Origin of the sequence: Sphingoaurantiacus capsulatus, assembly GCF_042648405.1 — a bacterium.
GTDB classification, from domain to species: domain Bacteria; phylum Pseudomonadota; class Alphaproteobacteria; order Sphingomonadales; family Sphingomonadaceae; genus Sphingoaurantiacus; species Sphingoaurantiacus capsulatus.
The window spans coordinates 627,072-644,436 of sequence record NZ_JBHRXV010000011.1; the positions used below are offsets into that span (position 1 = coordinate 627,072).

Annotated in this window: 10 protein-coding genes and 1 tRNA gene; 8 read left to right on the forward strand and 3 right to left on the reverse strand. The window is 67.2% G+C overall.

Going from position 1 to position 17,365, the window contains the following annotated elements; all coding sequences use genetic code 11:
• Positions 1 to 452 precede the first annotated feature (452 nt).
• From ACFOMD_RS15295 to ACFOMD_RS15320, 6 genes are read left to right on the forward strand one after another with little or no spacing between them, the layout of a single operon-like run.
• Positions 453 to 1,457: a hypothetical protein gene (locus ACFOMD_RS15295; RefSeq protein WP_380862906.1), complete on the forward strand. Its 1,005-nt coding sequence runs from the start codon at positions 453 to 455 to the stop codon at positions 1,455 to 1,457.
• Positions 1,457 to 1,939, forward strand: a complete 483-nt coding sequence (locus ACFOMD_RS15300; RefSeq protein ID WP_380862908.1) for a hypothetical protein — start codon at positions 1,457 to 1,459, stop codon at positions 1,937 to 1,939. The genes ACFOMD_RS15295 and ACFOMD_RS15300 overlap by 1 nt, the downstream gene beginning before the upstream one ends.
• A gap of 56 nt (positions 1,940 to 1,995) precedes the next feature.
• Complete coding sequence (locus ACFOMD_RS15305) at positions 1,996 to 3,165, forward strand: hypothetical protein (RefSeq protein WP_380862910.1); 1,170 nt, start codon at positions 1,996 to 1,998, stop codon at positions 3,163 to 3,165.
• A gap of 36 nt (positions 3,166 to 3,201) precedes the next feature.
• Positions 3,202 to 8,421 (forward strand): hypothetical protein, encoded by a 5,220-nt coding sequence (locus tag ACFOMD_RS15310; protein ID WP_380862912.1) that lies wholly within the window; start codon positions 3,202 to 3,204, stop codon positions 8,419 to 8,421.
• The gene (locus ACFOMD_RS15315; RefSeq protein ID WP_380862914.1) at positions 8,418 to 11,102 is read left to right on the forward strand and encodes a DUF7933 domain-containing protein; all 2,685 of its coding nucleotides are present in this window, start codon (positions 8,418 to 8,420) and stop codon (positions 11,100 to 11,102) included. Before ACFOMD_RS15310 ends, ACFOMD_RS15315 begins: the two co-directional genes overlap by 4 nt.
• A gap of 4 nt (positions 11,103 to 11,106) precedes the next feature.
• Positions 11,107 to 12,156 (forward strand): acyltransferase family protein, encoded by a 1,050-nt coding sequence (locus ACFOMD_RS15320; RefSeq protein WP_380862916.1) that lies wholly within the window; start codon positions 11,107 to 11,109, stop codon positions 12,154 to 12,156.
• A 10-nt stretch (positions 12,157 to 12,166) separates the two neighbouring features.
• Here ACFOMD_RS15320 and ACFOMD_RS15325 read toward each other — a convergent pair.
• Positions 12,167 to 12,251: transfer RNA gene (locus ACFOMD_RS15325), tRNA-Leu, on the reverse strand.
• Between the two features lie 79 nt (positions 12,252 to 12,330).
• Between ACFOMD_RS15325 and ACFOMD_RS15330 the strand changes: the two genes are divergently transcribed.
• Complete coding sequence (locus ACFOMD_RS15330; protein ID WP_380862918.1) at positions 12,331 to 13,188, forward strand: pseudouridine synthase; 858 nt, start codon at positions 12,331 to 12,333, stop codon at positions 13,186 to 13,188.
• On the forward strand, positions 13,185 to 13,727 hold the full coding sequence (rsmD, locus tag ACFOMD_RS15335; RefSeq protein WP_380862920.1) for a 16S rRNA (guanine(966)-N(2))-methyltransferase RsmD: 543 nt from the start codon (positions 13,185 to 13,187) through the stop codon (positions 13,725 to 13,727). Before ACFOMD_RS15330 ends, rsmD begins: the two co-directional genes overlap by 4 nt.
• Here the strand turns inward: rsmD and ACFOMD_RS15340 are convergent.
• Positions 13,712 to 16,924 (reverse strand): AsmA family protein, encoded by a 3,213-nt coding sequence (locus ACFOMD_RS15340; protein WP_380862922.1) that lies wholly within the window; start codon positions 16,922 to 16,924, stop codon positions 13,712 to 13,714. The genes rsmD and ACFOMD_RS15340 overlap by 16 nt on opposite strands.
• A gap of 41 nt (positions 16,925 to 16,965) precedes the next feature.
• Entirely contained in the window at positions 16,966 to 17,358 is a 393-nt protein-coding gene (locus tag ACFOMD_RS15345) for a GFA family protein (RefSeq protein WP_380862924.1), read from the reverse strand.
• Between the last annotated feature and the right edge of the window lie 7 nt (positions 17,359 to 17,365).

Genomic DNA, 17,365 nt, shown 5'->3' on the forward strand with positions numbered 1-17,365 from the left:
CAATTCGGCGATCGCCGCGACGGCTTGCGGCGCATCCGCTGGATCGATTCGCTGTTCGGGGTGAGGAGCTGGGGGGTCCATGTTTCTCGCAAACGGCTGGCTGCGACGATTGTGCCGCAGCCCGTTCCGGCTGCGCAATATCATGGTTAACACACGGCGTCTGCTGTGCTCCGATACGGAGTGTCGGTCGATTTTACAGATATGGGACAGTCCCCAGGGCTCTACCCAGCGATGGCCTTAGAAATATTGGAGTTTTGTCCAATTGGTACTGCACTTGCTTTAAGTGATTTAACGGTAGTCCGGCGGGGGGCTGCGGGATGGGGATCCTGCAATCAACAGCTCTGGGTTACCGCGGTTCGTGCGTAGCGGGCGTAGCGAAACCAGGTCCGGTTGGGCCGTAAAAGGGGGTTGCGGGGGTGTTTCGACGTAGCACAGCCATAGCGGTACGCCGCATGATGCTGGCCGTCTGGGTCGCGGGGGGCCTGACGTGCGCCCTCGGCGCCGCGCCCGCCATCGCCAAAGGTACGCCCGCGGGCACGCTCATCAACAACCAGGCGACGGTCACCTATCGCGAAGGCGACAACCCGATCACCACCTTTTCCAACAACACGGTGGTGCGCGTCGACGAGATCCTCGACGTCGTGGTGACGCCCGGCAGCGGCGACAAGCCCGTCGGCCTCCCCGGCGATACCGAGCGGCCCGTGCCGTTCCTCATCACCAACAACGGCAACGGCAGCGAAGCTTTCGCGCTGACGCTGAAGACCGACGTTGCCGGCGACAATTTCGACCCTGTCTGCAACCGCCTGTTCTTCGACACCAACAACAGCGGCACCTTCGAGGCGGCCAGCGATACGTTGTATGTCGCCGGCACCAACGATCCGGTGCTCGCCGCCGACGGCACGTTGCTGGTGTTTGCGCTGTGCGACATCCCGGCGACCGCGAACAACGCCGACCTCGGCAACGTCCAGCTGGAAGCGCGGGCGCGCACGCTCGACAAGACGCCGACCAGCGGCACCGGCGGCCCGGGCACCATCTTCACCAACCCGAACGGCGACAATGTCGATGCGGTCGTCGGCGCCACCGGTGCGCGCGGCAGCGGCATCAACGGCGTGATTGCCGCGGTCAATTTCCCGACGCTGGTCAAATCGCAGCGCGTGACCGACCCGAATGGCGGCACCAACCCGATCCCGACCGCGACGATCACCTACACGATCGTCGCGAGCATCGCATCGGGGTCGGTGACCAACGCGATCATCAGCGACGCGATCCCGGCGGGCACCACCTATTCGCAGAACAGCATGGCGCTGCAGGTCGGCACCGGCAGCTTCACGCCATTGACCGATGCGTCGGACGCCGACGCGGGCCGGGCGGGCAACACCAGCATCGACGTCAACCTCGGCGAGCTGAAGGCGGGCACGCCGCAGACGCTGCGCTTCCAGGTCAGGATCAATCAGTGATGGGTAACCGGCGTATGAAGATGAAGATCATGGCTGCGGCGATGGCCGCGACGATGGCAGCGTCCGGCGCGTGGGCGCAGGCGGTCGCCGTGACCACACGGATTTTCTCCGAGACGTTCGTCACCGGCAAGGACGGCGCGATCGAGCGCGTGCTGAAGCCCGCGGCAGCGATCACGCCGGGCGACCGGATCGTTTATGTCGTCACCTATCGCAACGGCGGCCGCCAGCCGGCCGCCGACGTGGTGATCAGCAACCCGATCTCGAAGCATGTCGAGCTGATCGGCGATGAGACGGCCGGCGTGCAGATGTCGGTCGACGGCGGCAAGACCTTCGGCGCGCTGCAGACGCTGACGGTGCGGGGCGCCAACGGCGCCAGCCGCCCGGCGCGGCGCACCGACGTCACCAATCTTCGCTGGATCCTGACGCAGCCGGTCGCGGCCGGCGCCGAGGGCCAGGTCACTTTCAAGGCACGTCTGAAATAGCGGGAGTAGCGCGGTCGCGTTCGCGCAAATTCATTCAGGGGAACAGGAAGAAGACTATGGGCAACATGTTCAAAAAGCTGGGAAAGGCAGCGATCGCCGTGGCGTCGTTGTTTGCGGCCCAGCAGGCACATGCCGCCGGCACGCAAGCCGGCTCCACCGTCACCAACACCGCGACGGTCAGCTATACGATCGGCGGTGGCGGTACGCAGACCGCGACGGGCACCCACGACTTCACCGTTGACCGCAAGATCAACGTGGTCGTGACCGAGGTCGGCAGCACGACGAAGACCGTCGTGCCGGGCTCGACGGGCCAGTATGTCACCTTCCAGGTTTCGAACGAGTCGAACGACAGGATCGACATCGGGCTTACCCAGGCGCTCAACCTGACGACCGGCCCGCGCGGTACCTCGACGACCCCGCTTAGCTTCGATGGTCAGAGCCCGACCATCCACGAGGATACCAACAACAACGGTACCTACGAGGCAGGCACCGACCTTGCCATCACCTACCTCGACAACCTGTTGCCGACCGTCGATGGCAACCCGACCACCGGCCGCAAAACCGTGTTCGTGGTCATGAACATTCCGTCGGGCCTGGCGAACGGCGCGACCGAAGTCATCTCGCTGACCGGCGAAGCGCGCATCAGCTCTGGCACTGACGACGCGGTTCTCGGCGGCACCTTCGCCAACGATAGCGCCGCCGCGGACGTCGCCGGCGGCGCGGCACAGAACGTGTTCGCCGACGGCCAGGGGCCGGCAGGCGACGACGGCGCCTCGGGCGACAGCCGCCATAGCGCGTTCAGCGTGCTTGTCGTCGCGGCCTCGTCGATCGCCGCCACCAAGACCGGGTCGGTGATCAGCCACCCGGGTCCGGGCGGCGTCGGCACCGTAAACGCGCCGGAAGCCAAGGCCATTCCGGGCGCGATCGTGGAGTATTGCATCCTGCTGACCCACAGCGGCGCCACGGCGGCCGACGGCGTGGTGATCGACGACCCGGTCCCGACGACGATGACCTATGTCGCCGGCTCGCTGCGGTCGGGCGAAACCTGCCTTACGGCGACGACGCCTGAAACCGACGCCAACAATGCCGGCGTGGGCGAAAGCGATGCCGACGGTTTCGGTGCCAACTTCGTCGTCGGTCCGCCGGCGAGAGTGACCGGGTCGATCGCCACGGGCTTCCCCGTGGGCGGTACCCGCGCACTCAAGTTCCGCGCAACGATCAACTGAGGAGGCATCTCCGGCCTCGGCCGGGGGATCTGACGCATGCGTAGCAAGCTCGCCCACATCCTGTTCCCCATCGCCGCGCTTCTGGGCGCGGCGGCGGGTGGGCTGCACGCTGCGACGATCGAGAATACTGCGACGATGCGCTTCGCCGTCGGCGGCGGCGAGCGCACCGTCACCTCGAACACCACGACCGTGATGACCGAGCTGCCGCCGACCCCGGCAAAGCTCACTTTCCTCCGCTACACGCCCGGCGGCGGCGGCGGCACGACCAACACCTCGGCCGACGGTGGCCAGTGCCGCAACGGCGCCGGCTTCACCTCGATCGACCTGCCGAACATGCCGGCGGGCCTCGACCTGGCCAGCGCGCCGCTGGCGCCGACGCGCACCTTCCGTGGCGGCGACATCGTTTTCATCTCGCTGCAGGACGGCAACCGCAACCTCGACCCCCTGACCGAGGAGCTGATCGAGGTGCGCGTCACCACGAACAGCGGCGACGAGGAAATCCTGCGCCTGCGCGAGACCGGCCCCGACACCGCGACCTTCGTGGCGCCGATCGCGACTCTCCCCATCCCGCCCGCCGCGGTGAAGATGGATTGCCACCTGTCGGTCGGCAACGGCACCGACATCAGCGCGAGCTATGTCGACGCCTTCTACCCGACCGATATCGGCACCGCCGAGGCGCTGATCGATCCGTTCGGCTATGTCTTCTCGACCGAGGACGGCGCGCCGATCAACGGCGCGACGGTCACGCTGTTGAACTCGTCCGGCCAGCCCACCGAGGCGTTCGGCGACGACGGCCTGCCCGAGCCCTACCCGACCACCGTCACCTCGGGCGGATCGGTCACCACCAACATCCGTACCTATCAGTTCCCGATCGGCGGCTTCCGCTTCCCGCTGCTGCGGCCGGGCAACTATATCCTGCGCGTGACGCCGCCGGGCGGCTTCCGCTGGCCGTCGACCACGGCGCCGCGCGACCTGTCGCTGCTGGTTGGTCCCGACGGGCTCACCTTCACGATCAATCCGTTCGACACCGACCCGAACACCCCCGCCGGCGGCTCCTATGGTGCGCCCTTCCCGGTGTTCACGCCGGCGCCGATCAAGATCGACTTGCCGGTCGATCCGCTGCGCGGCCAGCTCGTGCTGGTGAAGAATGCCTCGACCGGCATGGCGTCGGTCGGCGACTTCATCCGCTATGAAGTGACGCTGACCAACCGCAACCGCATCGTCGCCCAGACGGGCGCGTTCATCACCGATACGCTGCCGGAAGGCCTGCGCTATCGCGCCGGATCGCTGAACGTGAACGGCGAGAAGGTCGCCGATCCGCAGATTTCCAACGACGGCCGGACGCTCACGGTACAGCTCGGCACCATTCCGGCGACCCAGACGCGCACCGTCAGCTATGTCACGCAGGTCGGCCCGGGCACCCCGCTCGGCGAGGCGGTCAACGAAGCGACCGCGACCGCCGAAGGCGGCATCTCGGCCTCGAACCGTGCCACTGTCGGCGTCCGCATCACCAACGGCTTCTTCACCGACGCCTTCACCATTGTCGGCCGCGTGTCCGAGGGTCAGTGCGGCATCGATCCGAAGACCCGCCCGGGCGTCACCGGCATCCGCCTGGTGATGGAGGACGGCACCTTCGTCGTCACCGACGAGAACGGCCAATATCATTTCGAGGGCGTCCGCCCCGGCACGCACGTCGTGCAGGTCGACACGTCGACGATCCCCGAAGGCTATGAACTGGTCGAGTGCATCAAGAACACCCGCACCGCCGGCCGCGCCTTCTCGCAGTTCGTCGAGGGCCAGGGCGGTTCGCTGTGGCGCGCCGACTTCGTCCTGAAGCGCAAGGAAGGCGCCGCCGCCTCGCCGCGCGTCGGCCAGAAGCCGGGTGCGATCGCCGCCAAGGCCGTCGCCGCGGTTCCGGGCGAGCCGGTGCCGGCCACCGACGGCGAAACGGCGACCGCGACCGCAGCTGAGGCGACGACCGATACGCCGGGCGTGGAAAGCGGCCTGAAGACCGATGCTGCCGGCAACATCGACTGGTTCGCCGACCCGACGCCGGCCCCCGCCCTTCTCTATCCGAAGGTCGACTACAACCCGCGTGCGCCGGTCACGAGCGTGGTGTTGAAGCACCTGCCGCGCCAGCGCGTGAAGCTGACGGTCAACGGCAAGATCGCCGACCCGCTGTTCTATGAGGGCCTCGAGCTCAGCACCGACAACAGCTTCGCGATCAGCTCATGGCGTGGCCTGCCGCTGCAGGACGGCGAGAACGTCATCAAGGCGGAAGTGCTCAGCGAGGGCGCGCCGCAGGTGTTCGAGCGCAAAATCTATTACAGCAACACCGCGACGCGGGCGACGTTCGTGCCGGAGCGGTCGAAGCTGGTGGCAGACGGCGTCACCCGCCCGGCCATCGCGGTTCGCATCACCGACCGCTCGGGCAAGCCGGTACGCGCCGGCCTCACCGGCCCGTTCAAGATCCGCTCGCCCTACACCGCGGCGACCGAGGTCGACCTGCAGCAGGAGCGTCAGCTCGCCGGCCTCGATCGGTACGAGACGACGTGGCGCGTGCTCGGCGATGACGGCATCGCGCTCATCGAGCTGCAGCCGACGCAGCAGACCGGCACCGCGGAGCTGGAGTTCGAGTTCACCTTCGACCGCCAGAAGCGCACCGACGAGGTTCGCGCCTGGCTCGAGCCGGCGGCGCGCGACTGGATGGTCGTCGGCTTCGTTTCGGGCACCTATGGCTTCAACACGCTGGCGAAGAACAGCGAGCGGCTGACCGACACCACCAAGGACAAGACCATCCAGGATGGTCAGGCGACGCTCTACGCCAAGGGTCGCGTCAAGGGTAAATGGGTGCTGACGCTGGCCTATGACAGCGAGCGCAGCAAGCGTGGCCTTGACGGCCGCCGCTCGCTGCTCCGCGTCATCGATCCGGGCCGCTACTACACCGTCTATGGCGACCGCTCGCAGCAGGGCTATGACGCCGCCAGCTCGGAGAAGCTGTACCTCCGCCTCGAGCGCCCGCAATTCTACGCGCTGTTCGGCGACTATGACACCGGCCTCGGGGAATCGCAGCTCGGCGCCTACAGCCGAACGCTGACCGGCGGCAAGGCGGAGTTCCGCAATGAGAAGGTCGCGGCCACGGCGTTCATCGCGGACACCAGCCTCAACTTCCAGCGCGACGAGATCCAGGGCAACGGCCTGTCGGGCCCCTACCCGCTCGGCCGTCGCGACCTGATTCTCAACACCGAGAAGGTGCGCATCGAGACGCGCGACCGCTTCCGGTCAGAGCGGATCGTCGATACCAAGTTCCTGACGCGTCACATCGACTATGACATCGACTATGACGCCGGCACGCTGCTGTTCCGCGAGCCGATCCTGAGCCGCGACCGTCAGTTCAACCCGATCTTCATCGTGGTCGAATATGAGACCGAGGGCTCGGCGGTGACCTATATGAACGGCGGCGCGCGCGTGGCGGTCGAGCCGATCCCGGGCAAGGTCCGCCTCGGCGTCACCGCGGTGCGCGACGAGGACGGCATGGGCAAGTCGAACCTTGGCGCCGTTGATGTCCGCCTCCGCCCGACCGACAAGACCGAGGTGCGCCTCGAGGCCGCGCTGACCGACAGCAAGGGCGCCGGCACCAACGAAGCCTATATCGCCGAGGTCGAGCACCGCGGCGAGAAGGTCGACGCGGTCGTCTACTACCGCCAACAGGATACGTCGTTCGGCGTTGGCCAGCAGAACCGCGCCGAGGGCGGCACGACCAAATATGGCATCGACGGCCGCGTGCAGATCGCCACCGGCCTCGACGCCAACGCGAGCGCCTATCGCGAGACCTATGCCGGCGGCGTCGCCGAACGGCAGGCGGTCAACGCCAACGTCGAATACCGCAACAACAACACGTCGATGCGCGTCGGCGTGCTGCACACCGACGACACCAACCAGACCGGCGAGGAGCTGACCTCGACGCTGCTGCAGCTCGGCGCCAGCCAGCGGCTGCTCGACGGCAAGCTCGACGTGACCGCCGACAGCGACTTCAGCATCGGCAAGGGCACGCCCGAGAGCATCGACTATCCGGCGCGCTACCGCTTCGGCGCCGCCTACGCGCTGCTCCCCGATGTCCGCCTCGTGGCCCGCCACGAGATCACCGACGGCGAGGATTTCAACGCGGCAACGACGCAGTTCGGCATCGACGCCTCGCCGTGGGGCGGTTCGCGCCTGACCACGACGCTGAACCAGCAGCAGATCGGCGAGAATGGCGAGCGCAGCTTCGCCAACCTCGGCCTGTCGCAGTCGCTGCTGCTCAACAAGAACTGGGGCGTCGACCTGTCGGTCGACAGCGCCCAGACCTTCAGCGGCGGCGTCGATGCGGCCGACGTGCTCAACGTCTATCACCCGATCGCCTCCGGCGGGCAGCTGTCGGGCAACCAGGTGGCGGCCAGCCGCCTCGTCGACGACTTCATCGCCTTCAGCGGCGGCGCCACCTATCGCAGCGAACTGTGGAGCTGGAACGGCCGCTTCGAATATCGCGATGCCGACAGCGGCGATCAGTATGGCGTGCAGATGTCGCTGTTGCGCCAGATCGAGAACGGCATCTCGCTGTCGCTCGCGACCCGCGCCTTCCGCTTCGACCAGGATGACGGCAGCCGCACCACCGCGGTCAACACCGAAGCCTCGGTCGCCTGGCGCCCGATCGGCAGCCGCTGGTCGATCCTCGACAAGCTCGAAGTGCGCATGGACAAGGTCGAGGGCGGCGTCGTCGGCGGCTACAATCCCTTCGGCAACAGCGGCCTCTCGGTGTCGGGCGACGCCAAGTCGTGGCGCATCGTCAACAACCTCGCGCTCAACCGCGTGTCGGGCGCCTGGAAGGACGGCGACCTCGAGCAGCGCGCGCAGTTCACGCTGTTCTACGGCTCGAAGTACGTCCTCAGCCGCTTCGATGCGCAGGATTACACCGGCTACACCCACCTGCTGGGTATCGAGGCCCGTCTCGATCTCACCACCTGGCTCGACGTCGGTGTCGCGGGCAGCATCCGCCACGCCTTCGAGGGCGATGCCATCGCCTACGCGGTCGGCCCGACGATCGGCGTGACGCCCTTCTCCAACGCGTGGATCAGCGTCGGCTACAACCTCGTCGGCTTCCGCGACCGCGACTTCGAGGCTTCGCGCTATACCCGCGACGGCTTCTACATCATGATGCGCCTGAAGTTCGATCAGCAGACGCCCCAGGACCTGGGGCTTGGGAGTAAGGACAAGTGAAGCTACGCCTCGCGTTGCTGGCGACCGTCGCCTTTTCCGCGCCTGCCATCGCCAATGTGTGCGCCGCGCCGACCAGCCGCGTGAACAACACGACCGCCAGCGGCATCCTGAATAGTTACTACCCAGTGGTGCCGAGCGGTGCGAACGGCTGGTCTACCGTGCCTGACATCACTGTGGGCCCGGCGCTAAATTGTGCTGAATGCAACCCGCGTAACATTGTTGCGGGAGACATGGTGCTGGTCATCCAACCGCAGGCAGCGGTCATCACCCAGACGAACGGCTCAGGCTATGGCCAAGGCGGTAGCCATACTACTGGTCGCGGGCTAGACACACGCGGTTCGATCGCACGGTTCGGCTTCTACCGCGTCACCGCCTCCAGCGCCACGGCTGCGGCCGGCGGCAGCATCACGCTCCGTAACGGTGAATTCCAGCCCGTCGATTTCAACATTGGCCCGGGCGTCACGCAGGATCGTTTGAAAAGCGGCCAGGTCATTCTCCTTGATCAAGTTGCCAACATGCGCCTCACCGGAACGGTGACCGCGCCGCCGTTTCAGAACGGTCCAGCCTTCGTATCGCCCGGGTCTAGCACCAGCGGGCAATTGCAACCGGTTGGAGGCATCGTTGTATTGGATGTGGCCGGTACGTTAGATTTCAACGGCCAAACCATCGACGTGAACGGAAAAGGCTTCCGCGGCGGCGGGGGGCGCCAGTTCACCGGCTTTAGCAATACTGGCAATTCTTGGGATGTGGCGAACAGCAACTATGTCCGCTACTCGCCTGGCTCTGGGACCAACGTCAATAACCGCACGCCTGGCGATGGCACCAGCGTTGCCTACGCCCACGGTTTCAAGGGCGAAGGCATCGCGGGAACCCCTCGATTTGTGAATACGGCAGGCGTTGTTTCTGACAATGGCGCTCTCGCCAACACCGGCACGCCAGATGGTTACAACGGCGGCGCGCTCGGCCGCGGGGCGCCCGGCAATGCCGGCGGCGGCGGCACTGACAACGCGCCGACGCCAGCAAGTACCGGCAACAGCCAGAATACGGGCGGCGGCGGCGGCGCAGGCTACAGTCAGGGCGGTAGCGGCGGCAATTTCAACGGTAGCGGCAATCCCGGCATCGGCGGCTTCGGCATCACGCCTGCCGTCGTCTCCGCGCTCAACACCGCCGGCGGCAACAATAACGGCGCGACCAATCACGTCGACGGCACCCAACAGATGGCCTCGTTCGGCGGCGGCGGCGGAGCGGGAAGCGCAAACGACGCTGTCGGCAACGCCGCATGGGCGGCCAGCGGTGCGGCAGGTGGCGGGATTGTTATCATTCGCGCCAACGCGATTACCGGTACCGGCACGGTGACGGCGAATGGCGCTAATGCCACAACCGGCCCTACCGGCGATGCGGCTGGCGGCGGCGGCGGCGGCGGATGGATCATCATGGCGTCGAATGACCAGAGCCAGGTCACGGCGCCAAGCCTCAGCCTTCAGGCGCGTGGCGGAAACGGCGGTTCCACGACCGGTGTCGGAAACAACTCCGGCCCCGGCGGCGGCGGCGGCGGCGGGGCAACAGCGGTGAGTGCAAATCTCGCCGGTGCGGCCTCTTCGAGCGTAAGCGGCGGTGCGGCGGGAACGGCGGCCGGGACATCGACCGGCGCGACCGCGGGCACCGCGGGTAATTCCGCTAGCTTTGGAGCACTCTACCATGTGGGTGTCGGCATCTCGAGCCAGCCCGGCGCGTCGTCACGCAGCGTTTCGTCGGGCGCCGAGTGCGTGCCGTATATCAAGAAGAGCTACTCGCCTTACATGGCGGCAAGCGGCACGACGCGCACCTTCACCTTCAGCGTCAGCAACCCGAATGGCGGCACCTACCCCAAGCCGTTCGGCTTTATCGGCGGCGCCTCGATGGCTTCCGATCCCAGCAATAACATCTCGCTGGTAGACACCTATCCCGCGGGGGTCGTCAATGCCGCCGTACCGAACCTGGCCAACAATGGCTCGTCCAACTGCGGCACCAATATTGCTGCTGTCGCCGACCCTGGCACGAACCAGTTCACCGTTCGCGGCCTCACCGTTCCGGGCGGCAGCACCTGCACCTTCACCATGGACGTGGTCGCGACCGGTTCGGGCATCCTGACCAATACGATCGCTCAGGATGCCGCGTACATGCGCATCGACCCGAACGTTGGCTCGCAGTCAGTTCAATCGCAGAACGCAACGCCAGCCGTCGCCTCGCTGACCTTCCCCGCCGGCCTCGCCGCGCAGAAGACGAGCGTGGTGTTCTCAGATCCGGTCAACGACACCACCAACCCGAAGCGCATTCCGGGCGCCGCGGTCGACTATACGATCACGATCACCAACAATGCGGGGGCGACGGTCGACAATAATACCGTAATCCTGAGCGATGCGCTGCCGGCGGAGGCGGATTTCTTTGCCGGCAATTATGCCGGCGGCAATACTTTCGAGTTCACCGCGAACAGCAGCGGCCTCACCTGCAGCGCAAGCTGCATCAGCTATTCCACCATGGCATCGCCCAGCGTCAGCAACGATGCACATTGGACGCACGTACCAGCTGGGGTCGGCCCAACCTTCGCCGATCCTGCTATCCGACATATCCGCTTCAAGACCCTCGGCTCGATGGTCGACGGCAGCTCGATCACGCTCAAGTACCGCACGCTGGTAAAATAGCCGCATGACAATCGAATCGGTGCGGACGGAAGGGCGCCTGCAGGAGCTCGACGCCCTGCGCGGGCTCGCGGCGCTGGTGGTCGTGCTGTTTCATTATACCAGTCGCTACGATGTGGTGTTCGGGCACAACAGTGCGCCGCTCGTCTCGGCGCCCTGGGGGCATTTCGGGGTCAACCTGTTCTTCGGGATCAGCGGCTTCGTCATTTTCATGACGCTTGGCCGAACGAAGACACCCGCCGATTTCATCGTCAGCCGCTTCTCGCGCCTCTACCCCGCCTACTGGATGTCGATCGCGCTCACCACCGCTGTCGTCAGCCTGGGCGTGCTGCCCGACCTGCAGAAGCCGCTGTGGGTGATCGCCGCCAATCTGACGATGGTGCACGGCGCCGCCGACATCCCGAGCGTCGACGGCGTCTACTGGACCCTGCTCGTCGAGCTGTTCTTCTACGCGCTGATGCTCGGCCTGTTCATGACGCGGCTGCTCGGGCGGATCGAGCTGGTGCTGGTCTTCTGGATCGGCCTCAAATGGCTGTGGTGGGGCACGGCGGCCTTTGCCGGCATCGACCTCTCCTACAAGATCGGCCTGCTGCTGGTGCAGCAGTACATCCCCTTCTTCGCGCTCGGCATCGCCGCCTACCGGCTGATGACCGGGGCGGTGCCGGCGATCCGGCCGCTGCTGCTCATTGCGTTCTCGTTGGCCACCATTGGCGTGATCGACGGGCTCGACCATCTGGTCGTCGCGCTGATCACCGCCGCGCTGCTGCTGGCGATCGCCTTCGGCAAGGCGCGGCTGCTCGCCGCCGCGCCGCTGCTCGCGCTCGGCGCCATCTCCTACCCGCTCTACCTGCTGCATGAATATATCGGCTGGACGATCATCGCCGCGGTTGAGGCGCAGGGCGTGAACGCCAATCTCGCCATCCTGATCGCGCTGATACTGGTCATCGCGCTGTCGGCGGCGGTGACCTTCCTCGTCGAGCGGCCGGCAATGCGGGCGATCCGCGACCGGTACAAGGCGATGAAGGCGAAGCGGGAATTGGCGCCGGCGGCCGAATAGCCAGCGCGGATGGTGCCCCTGGTCCGACTCGAACGGACACTTCTTTCGAAACTCGATTTTGAGTCGAGCGCGTCTACCGATTCCGCCACAGGGGCACGGCTGTCGACGTAGAGGCGCGCAAACCTCCGGTCAACCGCACTTGCCAAGCCCCGGCGCGACCGCCATGTCCCGGCGATGAAGCCCGAACGCCCCCGCCCTGCCCGCCCGCCGCGCCGTGCCCCCGCCGACAAGCCGCGCCCCGCGAACAAGGTTGCCAGCAAGCCTTCTGGTAAGCCCGTTGCCAAGCCGGCCGAGAACGCCCCTGCTCCCGGCACGCCGCAGCGCATCGCCAAACTGCTGGCGCGTGCCGGCATTGCGTCGCGCCGCGACATCGAGCGGATGATCGAGGATGGGCGGATCGCGCTCAACGGCGTGACCTTGACCACGCCGGCGACCTTGCTCGTCGATCTCGCCAACGTCACCGTCGACGGCAACCCGGTCGCCGAGCCGGAAGCCGCGCGGCTGTTCCTGTTCCACAAGCCCGGCGGCTGCCTGACGACGGCGCGCGACCCTAAGGAACGGCGCACCATCTACGATATCCTGCCGAAGAATTTGCCGCGGCTTCAGCCGGTCGGGCGGCTCGACATGAACACCGAGGGGTTGCTGCTGCTCACCACCGACGGCGAGCTGAAGCGGGCGCTCGAGCTGCCGGCGAACGCGGTCGAGCGGAAGTATCGCGTGCGCGTCTACGGCCGGGTCGAGCAATCGGCGCTGGAGGCGCTGTCGGAGGGTGTCGAGATCGAGGGCGTGCGCTACGGGCCGATCCTCGCCGACATGGAGCGGCGCACCGGTGCGAACGGCTGGCTGTCGATGACCCTGAAGGAAGGCAAGAACCGCGAGGTTCGTCGGGTCGCCGAGCATCTCGGGCTCGAGGTCACCCGCCTGATCCGCACCGCCTATGGCCCGTTCAACCTCGGTGACAGCGAGCCCGGCGAGGTCGCCGAGGTGACGCCGCACGAGCTGGCCAAGCTGCAGAAGCAGCTGAAGAAATGAGGATCATCGCCGGGCGCTGGCGCGGCCGCCCGCTGGCCTCGCCCGCCGGTGCCGCGACCCGCCCGACCGCCGACCGGGTGCGCGAGGCGCTGTTCTCGATGCTGGCGAGCCGACTGGGCAGTTTCGAGGATCTGGCGGTGGTCGATCTGTTTGCCGGGACCGGGGCGCTTGGGCTGGAAGCCCTGTCACGCGGGGCGGCGCAGGCGAGCTTCGTCGAGAGCGACCGCGCGGCGCTCGATGCGTTGCGGGCCAACGTCACCAAGCTCGGCGCCGAGGCCAACGTCATCGCGCAGCGCGTCGAGACGCTGGGCAGCGCGACGCGGCAGCATCATGTCGCCTTCCTCGATCCGCCCTATGGCAAGGATCTCGCCGCGCCCGCGCTGGCGCGGCTGATCGAGCGCGGCTGGCTGGCGCCGGGCGCCATCGTCAGCGTCGAGACCAGCCGCGACGAGACGCTCGACGCGCCGGGCTACGAGCTCGACACCACCCGCGACCACGGCAAGGCACGGCTGCACCTGCTGCGTTACGTCGGCGGCTGAGTTTCCTCGGGTGGCGCGTCGACGGCGGGCGCCGGTTCGACCGCTTTCTTCTTTTTGCCGAACAATCCGCCCAGCCCCTGCTTCAGCACATCGCCGAGCTCTTCCTCGACGCTCTTGCGTGGCGGCGCTGGCGCTTCCGCGACCGGGGTGTCGGTGGCGGGAAGCGAACCGTCGCTTGCCGGTCCCGGCACGATCCCCGGCGTCGTCGGCTTCTTCACGCCGAGCAGGTCGCCCAGACCGACGCCCTCCCCCTTCACCGCTGCATTGAGCCCCGCAAGCGCGATGCGCTTGCCGAACCACAGCTTCATCGGGTTGAGGTTGTAGTCGACCTCAGGCGCCGACAGCGGCCCGCGGATGCTGCCGGGGATCGATGGTGCGTCAGCATAGCTGCCGAGCTTCAGCACCGCGTTGACGTTCGCAGTCCAGTCGGCGAGGTCGATCGCGCCGGTCGCCGTGGCGCTGCCGCCCACCATGTCGGTGACCACGCGCTCGATATCGAAGCGCCCGCCGCGCCCCTGCAATTCGATGCCGAGCGTCTTGTACGGCGTCTGCCCGCCTTTGAGCGCGGTGCCGGCGAACTGCAGGAAGCTGTTGACCGTGCGCAGCCCGTCGAGTTGGCGGTTGAGGCTGTCGAGATCGACCTTGTTGATAACGCCATTCTCCGCGGCGATACGCACCGGCCCGGCGAGGCTGGCGATCATCTCCTGCTGCGAGCGGCCGCGCACAGCGAGGTCGGTGGTGATGGTGGCGGTGCCGGTGGCCGGCACCGACGCCATGCTGGCCTTCAGCAGCGGCTCCATCGGCACATCGGTCAGGCTGAGCTTCAGTTTGCCCGCCGGCATCGCGCGCGCGTCGAGGCTGCCCGACGCTGCCATGCGCCCGCCGAACAGCTCGCCTTCAAAGCGGTCGAGCGTCGCCTGGCGGCCGTTCGAGGCCAGCACCAGAGTCGGCGCGCCGAGCGCATAGGGGCCGTAGGTCAGCCGATCGGCGGTGAAGGTCAGCTTGCCGGCGAAACTGTCGAGGAAGGCGAAGTCCATCGGTTCCTTCGACCAGCGCGCATCCGGGTTGCGCGCCGCCGCCGCCGCGCCCGTCGGCGAGCGGCCCCACAGTCTGTCGAGCGGGACATCGCCGGCGCGCAGGGTCGCGGTGATGACCGGCCGCGTGCCGGCGGTGTTCACGACCGCGCTGCCCGCCAGCTTCATCGGGCCGACGCTGCCGGCGATGTTGGAAAGCGTCGTGCGGTCACCCGCGCCGCTCGCCTTCAGGGTCAGCACCAGCGGGCCGATCGCCTGCGGCTGGCCGAGCAGCTTCGCCGCTTCCGCCGCCTTGGCATCGACGTCGATCTGATATGTGAGCTGAGGCTCGGTTTTGACCCAGCCGTCCACGCCGACCGCCGCGCCGGCATAGTTGACGGTGCCGTTGACCGTCATCCGCGCCAGCGGCCCTTTGATCGCGACTGCGCCACGCGTGTCGGCGCCGGCGAGCGACACCGACAGGTCGGTATCCATGTCGCCCGATAGATCGGCGATCTCGCCCTTGCCCTCTACCGCGAAGCCGAAGGCATCGCCAGCCGACGCGCTGGCGAGCGTAACCTTGTCACCGCCATAGACACCGTTGGCGCGCACATTGCCGAACACGCGGCCTTCGTTGAGCAACTGCTTGGCGGCGACGGTGAAGCGCACCGTCGGCCCGGCCTCGCCCTTGGCGGACGGACGCGTGGAATCGCCGCGCAGCCGGTCGAAGTTGATCCGGTCGGCAACAAAGGTCGCGTCGATCGGCTGCCCCTCGGCGAGCGGGTAACGGGCGGTGGCGACATAGGGACTACCATCGAACCGGCCGCGCAAGGCCGGCAGGGTCACCACATCGTCGACCATCGTCATCGGGCCAGCCAGAGTCAGCGCCGGCAGCCCGCGCGGTGAGCCGATCTCGAAGGCCGCGAGCGTCGCGCTCGGCTGCGGCACCTCTGCGGAGAGCGTGCCGCGCACCCGCAGGCCCTGCGTCCCCGGCGTATCGATCGTGCCCTGAAAAACGCCGAGCCCACCAGCGGGCAGCACGAAGGCGGTGCGTCCTACCGTCAGCACCTGATTGGCGAGCTTCAGCGGCGCATCGACCCGGCCGAGCGCCGCCTTGCCGTAGCTCAACCGACCAACGCTGAGCAGCAGGTCGGCGGCATAGCCTCCGGGGATCGTGAAGGGCTCGGTGTCGTCGCCGCTGTCAGGCGACTGCCAGCGTTCAGCATCCAGCGTATCGAGATTGAGCCGTCCGCTGAGCGCCGTGGCCTCGGCGAAACGTGCCGTTACCTCGCCGCCGATCCTGCTGCCACCGACGCTGCCGCTGAGGTTGGCGAGGCGCAGCGCCTCGGTGGTGCCCGACACGACCGCGCGCAGGCTCATCGCCGCCGCCATTGCCGGCGAAGGCTCGCCGCTGTCCTTGTCGTCGACGAACTTCGCCAGCAGGCCGTCGAGCGATGGCGCGGACACGGTCAGCGTTCCGGCGATTTCCTGCGCGGCATCGGCCGCGACCTCGGGCAGCCGCCCGGCGAAGCTGATCTTGCCCGCCTTCTCGATGTCGGCATCGACCTTGAGGCCGCCGCCCATCGCATAGCTGGCCTTCAACGCCACCGGCAGCTTGTTCCAGACGAGCGTGCCGTCGATGCCGTATGGCCCGTCGAGGCTCGGCACCGACAATTGCACGTCGATGTCGTCGATGCGCAGCTCCGATCCCGTCGCGGCGCGCTTGATCAGGGTGCCGTTCTCGATGCGGAAATCGGCGATCTCGAGCTGCGTTTCCGACTTCGCCGCCTTGGCGTCGTCGGGCCGCGACCAGTTGTTGCTGCCATCGGCGTAGGAGACCAGCAGCACCACCGGCGTCTTCAGCGCGATATAGTCGACCTCCGCCTTGCCGCCGAGCAGGGGCCAGAAGGCGACGGCGGCGGCCAGCTGATCGGCACGGATCAGCGGCTGGCGCTCGGCGCCAAAGCCGGTGATCGCGACCTTGTCGACGACCAGCGACGGCCGCGGGAACAGCGCGAAGCGCAGCTGGCCCTCGACCGCGACGTCATAGCCGGTGGCGTCCTCGACCGCCGCGATCATCTGCGGCTTGAACCAGCTCCAGTCGATGAAATAGGGCACCCCTGCCACCGTGGCGGCGAGCCCCGCGACCACGCCGGCGCCGATCCAGACCTTGCGAACCGCCATGAAGCCCTTCTCTCGCGAAGCCGCTGAATCGCGACTGAACGCTACCCTGGGTAACGCTCGAAGGCGTGGATTTCATTCAGCTGCTTCACCCACGGCAGCCGCTCCGCCGCCTGAATCTGCGCGCCGGGCGCCATGTCGGCGGCGTTGTCGAGCGTCGAGGACTGGATGTCGACGACGCCGGGGAAGACCGGCGCGTTGCGGTAGAACAGGCCGGTGCCGCAGGTGCCGCAGAAATCGCGGCGGCCATGCTCCGACGACTTATACGTCACCGGCGTGCCCTTGATGCGCACCTGAGCTTCCTTGAAGGCGATCCAGCCGACCATCGGCGCGCCGGCGCAGCCGCGGCAGTCGGTGCAGTGGCAGAGCGCGTGATGCTCGGGCTCGCCTTCTGCTTCATAGCTGATCGCACCGCAGTGACACTTACCAGTGAGCATGATGATC